Annotated in this window: 8 protein-coding genes; 1 reads left to right on the forward strand and 7 read right to left on the reverse strand. The window is 45.4% G+C overall.

The features are described from left to right. Positions 1–250 (forward strand): helix-turn-helix transcriptional regulator (locus tag IBX48_RS09540; protein WP_296833816.1); only part of this gene is annotated, 250 nt, incomplete at its 5' end. A 14-nt stretch (positions 251–264) separates the two neighbouring features. Here the strand turns inward: IBX48_RS09540 and IBX48_RS10635 are convergent. The 7 genes from IBX48_RS10635 to msrA all read right to left on the reverse strand — a co-directional run. Next, the gene (locus IBX48_RS10635; RefSeq protein WP_365942489.1) at positions 265–519 is read right to left on the reverse strand and encodes a type II toxin-antitoxin system RelE/ParE family toxin; all 255 of its coding nucleotides are present in this window, start codon (positions 517–519) and stop codon (positions 265–267) included. Between the two features lie 34 nt (positions 520–553). Then, complete coding sequence (locus IBX48_RS09545; protein ID WP_296833818.1) at positions 554–760, reverse strand: hypothetical protein; 207 nt, start codon at positions 758–760, stop codon at positions 554–556. 84 nt (positions 761–844) lie between these two features. Next, the gene (locus IBX48_RS09550; RefSeq protein WP_296833819.1) at positions 845–2,257 is read right to left on the reverse strand and encodes a protein adenylyltransferase SelO; all 1,413 of its coding nucleotides are present in this window, start codon (positions 2,255–2,257) and stop codon (positions 845–847) included. 76 nt (positions 2,258–2,333) lie between these two features. Next, complete coding sequence (locus IBX48_RS09555) at positions 2,334–2,696, reverse strand: hypothetical protein (protein ID WP_296833822.1); 363 nt, start codon at positions 2,694–2,696, stop codon at positions 2,334–2,336. A 130-nt stretch (positions 2,697–2,826) separates the two neighbouring features. Then, the gene (locus tag IBX48_RS09560; RefSeq protein ID WP_296833825.1) at positions 2,827–3,429 is read right to left on the reverse strand and encodes a LysE family translocator; all 603 of its coding nucleotides are present in this window, start codon (positions 3,427–3,429) and stop codon (positions 2,827–2,829) included. A 12-nt stretch (positions 3,430–3,441) separates the two neighbouring features. Beyond that, positions 3,442–4,734, reverse strand: coding sequence for a TlpA disulfide reductase family protein (locus tag IBX48_RS09565; RefSeq protein ID WP_296833828.1), 1,293 nt, complete (start codon positions 4,732–4,734; stop codon positions 3,442–3,444). A gap of 19 nt (positions 4,735–4,753) precedes the next feature. After that, the coding region (msrA, locus tag IBX48_RS09570) for a peptide-methionine (S)-S-oxide reductase MsrA (RefSeq protein WP_365942487.1) at positions 4,754–6,010 on the reverse strand (1,257 nt) is incomplete at its 5' end.

Below are 6,010 nucleotides of genomic sequence, written 5' to 3' on the forward strand. Positions count from 1 at the left end.
TATGAAACGCAGCATTTGGCATTCCGATTATCAATCTCTTCGACAGGTCTTAAAGCAAATACGACTTGAGGCGGGCTATACCCAAACGGAACTGGCGCTGAAGTTGGAAAAGCCGCAGAGTTTTGTCGCTAAGTACGAAAATGGCGACCGGAATTTAGATTTTTTAGAAGTATTGGATATTTGCCAGCTTTGCGGTATTTCAGCAGATATGTTTATTCAGCGTTATCAAACTTTACGAAAAACTCATTAACCACCAGGCCTGGTTTAGTTTTTCGATTGATAATTTTTAGCTTTGAAAATGGCCATAATGAAGATTAGTTCTTCCGCTACACGATAAACAACCGTGTAGCCTTTAAATGTCATTTGACGATATGCCTTATCAGTGTGGTATTGACTTAACTTATAACTAAAAGGCTGTTCGGGAATTAAATCGATTTTATCGAGTAGTTTTTTGATAAAAATACGTGCATTCTGTGATGAATCAAGCGAAATGTAATCTTTGTTTGTTGCAAATCCGATAGTGCGGTATCGGTAAACTTAATTTGCCTCTTCATTAGCCAATTAAATTCTGTCTGACTTCTTCAGAACTATGCGTGCGATTGAATTGGATATCTTGTTCAGCCATCGCTAACTTTTGTTTGATTTCTGTTTCGTTAAGTTCAATATCATCAATTTTTACTGATTGATTAGGTAACTGGTTTAGAAAGTCCAACACCTTCTGCGAAACGGAATCATCCATGGTGAGTTTGATCGAAAGCATGTTTTAACTCCATGATTTTGCATAGGGTTTTAATTATAGCATTAACTGGATCTGCGCCGTTAATACTGCCACCAGGCCTGGTGGTTAGGAGGAGCAGCTTAATTTTTGGCCTTTTAGGTGGCTGTGGGGTGGTTGGATCCATGGTTGCCATTCGGGGTTTTCTGTAAAGGGGGAGGCTAGCCATTGGCGCCAGGTATCGACGATTTCGCGGTCGCCTTTTTCGGCTTGTTCGATGATGTGTTGCGCGATGTAGTTGCGTAATACTAGAGCCGGATTGGTTTTTAGTATCAACTCTTTTCTTTCGGATTCAGACAGGGTTTCTTGCTTTAATCTTTGTTTGTAATCGAACAACCAGGCCTGGTAGTCGTCGCTGGTGGGCCAAATATCATGGGGCTGATCTAAGTTTGCCAAACTGCGCATAAATACGTGATAATCGACTTTATGTTTGTCTAGGCAAATTAATAGGTCAGCGATTAAAAGTTTGTCTTTATCTTGCGGATTGGTTAAGCCGAGTTTAGCGCGCATTAAATCCACATAATGTTGATTGTAGGTTTCTACATAGTCGTTGAGACAATTTTGACGAATGTCGGCTGATTCGATCAGCGGCTCAAACGCTTGCGCCAGCACTTGGCTATTCCACAAACCAACATTGGGTTGTTCGTTATAAGCATAACGCCCGCCAGTGTCGGTGTGGTTGCAAATATAGCCGATTTTAAAGTCGTCCATAAACGCATAGGGGCCAAAATCGAAGGTTTCGCCAAGAACCGACATGTTATCGGTATTCATTACGCCATGATTAAAGCCGACACTTTGCCAATGCGCGATCATGCGTGCCGTGCGTTGTAGGATCAACTTTAGTAGAGTTTCATAAGGCTTGGGTTCAGATGCGCATTCTGGATAGTGGTGTTTGATTACATAGTCGGCCAGGGTTTGGCTGTGTTGTGGGCTTTGGCTGGCAGCCCATTCAAAATGGCCGAAACGAATATGGGTGGGCGTGACACGTATCATCATGGCGCGCGGTTCGAGCGCTTCACGCCAAACCTGTTCGTCGCCGCTCACAATCGCTAAAGCGCGCGTGGTGGGCACACCTAAAGCGTACAAAGCTTCGGAAGCCAAATATTCTCGAATCACCGAACGGAGCACCGCTCGTCCATCACCTCGGCGAGAGTAGGGGGTGCGTCCAGCGCCTTTTAAATGCCAATCAAACCGTTCATTTTTTGGGGTTTGCCATTGGCCTAATAAAATCCCGCGCCCATCGCCCAAGTCTGGATTGTAATAACCAAATTGATGCCCCGTATATTTTTGCGCCAAGGCGGTCATACCCTCAATAATTTGGCCGCTGGTGATGTCTAAAATGGTTTGGTCGGGCAGGTTGATTTGGTGCAGCTTAATTAAATCACGGTTTAACGCCACCAAATGCGCTTGAGCGAGCGGTTCGGGGGCTAAACTTGTGTAAAAATCAGCGGGTAAGTCGAGATAGGTTTGCGTAAAGGACATAAAAAATAACCAAGTTAATAACTGAGTAAAAAGCTTGGTTATAGCTTAGAGGGTTTTAGGCGGTTATGCAATCGCGTTAAATCATATAGCCCGACATCGACAATAAAATTAACGCCAATATTAAGCTGGGGAGAATACGTTTGATATTAAAGTGGGTGGATTCATAAATATAACGACCATATACCCGTGCGTTTCTCGAACCTTTTTGGTCCCACTGGTGCATATCACGCAGTTCGTTGGTCATTTTTCTAACCAGCATTCTGTTTTCCGGTGGCAAGCCATTCACCACTCGGTTAATAACTTGATCATCGTACAGAGAAAGTTGATTGGCTAGACGTTTGAAGTCTTTTACTTTGGCCATTTCAGCCGCAATTTCAGCGTCACTTTTTTTCATTAAACCGCTAATAGCTGAAAATTCAGAGATGCGCTTTGATGTCATAGTAAGGCCCTCAGAAAAAAAAGAATAAATAGATTTGTTTGATTAATTTAATTTTAGTTGGTGTGCGCTCGAAGATCAACCCTGGGGATTTGATTGTGCGCAAGTTTTGGTGATTTTTAAAACCGAGTGATTAAAAACTTAGCCAAACTAGCCAACAGGCCAAGCCTAGAAAGATCAGAGCACTGATGCGGTTCATCCAAAGCTGTCTTTTAGGATTCAGTAGTCGCGTTTGTAAGCGGGCGGCAACAAAGGCATAACTTAATAAAACCAGGCTTAAAGCCACGCCAATTAAACCGATCAGCAAGAGACCATCGGCAAAACTTAAATGGGTGACATCCACAAAAGCCGGTAAAAAGGCGAGATAGAAAAATACCGGATTAGTAAGGCTCACCGCAATCCCGGCTAAGAAATCATGGCGAGAGTCGGGAGGCGTTTGGGAGACTTTTAAAATGGGTCGATGCCAGTTTTGCCAACCTAGCCAGGCTAAAAATAATGCACCTAATAACTGCAAAACCACCAGGCCTGGTTGCGACCAATGCGCCATTAAACTCAGGCCGCTGAGGCTTAAGATTAACACTAAAATATCCATTATAACAATGCCCGCTACCACCCAGAAACCAGCACGAAAACCACTTTGGAGGCTGCGTGTAACCGTTAATACAACCCCTGGACCTGGTGTGGCGGCGATAATGATTAAGGCTAAAGTAAGGCTGATTAAGCTAGTCAATGACATAAATTAGCTGGGTTATTCATCGAGTAGTTGTTGGATGCGTTCAATGTGATGCGGCTGATCCCACTCGGTTCCACCAAACAAGGCGTAGCGAATTTTACCTTTTTTATCAATTAGATAGGTGGTTGGGTAAGCCATGATGCGCCAGTCTTTAATCGCTTGGCCTTGCGGGTCAAGCAAAACCGGGAAGTTGACCGGATTGGCTTTTAAAAAGGGCTCAAAATCTTCAAGTTGTTCGGCTAAATTAACGGCTAAAATTTCAAAATTTTGGTCGTTAAGTTGGCTTTTTAGGCGTGTCATCGACGGCATTTCATGCAAACAAGGCGGGCACCAACTTGCCCAGAAGTTTAGCAACACAACTTGACCTTTAAGATCGTCCAACGACAACGAACCGCCAGCGTATTTTGGTAAGCTAAGCGGGCGATTTTGTGGGCCAGAGTAAGGCTGTAAAACTTCTTTTGCACTCGATGTAGTTGTAATGGGCGCACGGGTTTCGGCTGTAAGCACGGGACTTTGGCGAGCTTTGGTCATATAAGGGGTTAGCAATTGCATCGCTTGGCGCAATTGGTTGGCAAAACCGGTGCTGTAGTCGTTTTCAATCGCTAAGGCATCGGCTCGAAAATAAAACCGATCGCGAACTTGGGGCAAGAGTTGCAAAAACACCGGACTACCGGATTGGGCAAGGTGTGTTTTTAATTCGGTCAATTGCCAACGCCAAGGTGAAAGTTCGGCTTGCAATACAAAGCTGGGTAGATTGAGGTGTTGAGTGGCGGGCCAATATTGCGCTGGCTCACCTGGGGTGGGGGTTTCGAGATACAAGTTAGGATTAATCAGAATTAAGCCCAGGTTTTCTTGTGGGGTTTGCTGAAACGAAACTAAGCCACGCACGGCTAATTGGGCGGCTTTATTGGCCGCCACAATAAATAAAGGCAGGCCGTCTTGGTGTGCTTGCTCTAAGATCTCGGCCAGCCACTCGGTTGGCACTTTATCCACCGCACTCGGGGTGGGGGATAAAAATAAGGCTTCATACACATCCACTTGCCAGCTTTCAAAACCGTATTTTGAAAGTGTTTGGGCGAGTTGTTTTTCTTGCGGCAACAGGCCGTATTCCGAAGGCAGCCATAAAATGCGCGCCACGGGCTGCTCGGTTTGGGTGACTTGTAGGCTAATTTGGCTATCGCTTAAATTCAGGCTTTGCGCCTGAACGCTATAAACCCCAGTACATAAAATTAAGATAAAACCGAACTTAAACCACCAGGCCTGGTGGTTGGTATTGCCGGTTTTTGTTAAGGCTTGCGAACTTGTCATGAGCATCATACTTTAAATATTATTTGTCTGTGACAAACTTTAGCACATTGCCATTAATGCAATAACGTTTATAAGTCGGTGCGGGGCCATCATCAAACACATGACCTAAATGAATGCCCGAGCTGGCACTTCGTACTTCGACCCGAGTCATGCCGTGGGCACGATCTTCGTGATAAGTGATTGCACCATCCAGCGGGTTAAAAAAGCTCGGCCAACCCGACCCGCTTTCAAATTTAGTATCGGTACGAAATAGCGGGGCGCCGGTAATCGGATCAACAAATACGCCAGGGCGTTTTTCATCTAAATGCGAACCGGTAAACGGACGTTCTGTGCCTTGTTCAAACGCAATGCGTTGTTGTTCAGGTGTGAGGAGCTCAAAACCTAGCCATTGCCAAAAGCGTTGTTGGTCGCCGTTATAGCCGGTATAACGTGAGACTTCTTGACCATTTTTAAATAACACGATGGTAGGCGTTGCAAACAGAGGCTTGCTTAATTCCCAACCCTTCGGTGCTTCCGGCGATAAGCTGGTGGTGACGGCGACATCGGCTTGCCAATTTTGCAGAATGTCGGCTTTAAATAAATCACAGAAGGCGCAATCTATGGCTTCAAATACGATTAATTGTTGCGTTTGATTTAAGTCATCGCTAGACAAAGGGGCAACAGACGCTTGCGGTTTTGTTTGAGCTTCTGCACCAGGGTAAGGCACGTTGGTGCCGCCTAGGCCACAATAGCCATTTGGATTTTTTTGCAAATAATTTTGGTGATAGTCTTCCGCCGCGCTGTAATTTTGCAGCGCAGCGATGTCGGTGGTGATCTGACCCAATCCGGCTTGGCTTAAGGCTTTTTGATATTCGTTACGCGTAGCTTCGGCCAGTTGACGTTGTTGATCGTTTGCAAAATAAATCGCACTGCGGTAGTTGGAACCCACATCGTTGCCTTGTCGATCTCCCTGAGTCGGGTTGTGGTTTTCCCAAAACTGAATCAGCACTTGCTCGAGACTGACTTGGCTAGGGTCAAAAAACACTTTGACCACTTCGGCATGGTTGCGTAAATTGGCATTCTGGCCGCGTTGCAAGGCACGTTCGTGCTGCAAAATCGCCTCATAGCTGGCTTCAATGTCGCCATTTGCGTAACCGCTTTCAACATCGAGCACGCCTTCTAACTCGCCCATGCGGCGTTCTGCGCCCCAAAAACAGCCCATGCCAAATACAATGGATTCTAAATTGGAATTAGATGATTTCGACGATGACATAGTTTGCTCCTGAGCGCAGCCACC

It is taken from the genome of Thiomicrospira sp. (assembly GCF_014859555.1).
Lineage (GTDB): Bacteria > Pseudomonadota > Gammaproteobacteria > Thiomicrospirales > Thiomicrospiraceae > Thiomicrospira.